The sequence below is a fragment of the Marinomonas sp. ABL3_031 genome, assembly GCF_056161265.1.
The window spans coordinates 1-317 of record NZ_JBSWYU010000045.1; the positions used below are offsets into that span (position 1 = coordinate 1).

General features: G+C 43.5%; 1 rRNA gene. It reads right to left on the reverse strand.

What is annotated here, in order from left to right:
• Window positions 1–69, reverse strand: a 5S ribosomal RNA gene (gene rrf, locus ACXAH2_RS17200); the annotation flags it as partial.
• Window positions 70–317: the final 248 nt, after the last annotated feature.

Consider the following 317-nt stretch of genomic DNA (forward strand, 5'->3'; position numbering starts at 1 on the left):
GGCGATGGCGCTTTTCACTGCTGAGTTCGGGATGGGATCAGGTGGTTCAACGCCTCTATGATCGTCAAGCAATTCGGTTGGCGTATCGTTCCGGTTTGAGCTCTTCTACTCTTCTACCAAAACACGCGAATACGTTGCTTGGATCTTTAACAATTCATTTTGAAATAACGTGGATCAAGCGGTAAACCAGCTTCAATCGTACTATGTGTCTTTTAGCTTTTATTAGCTAAAAACTACTTTGGTGTTATATGGTCAAGCCTCACGAGCAATTAGTATTGGTTAGCTCAATGCCTCACAGCACTTACACACCCAACCTA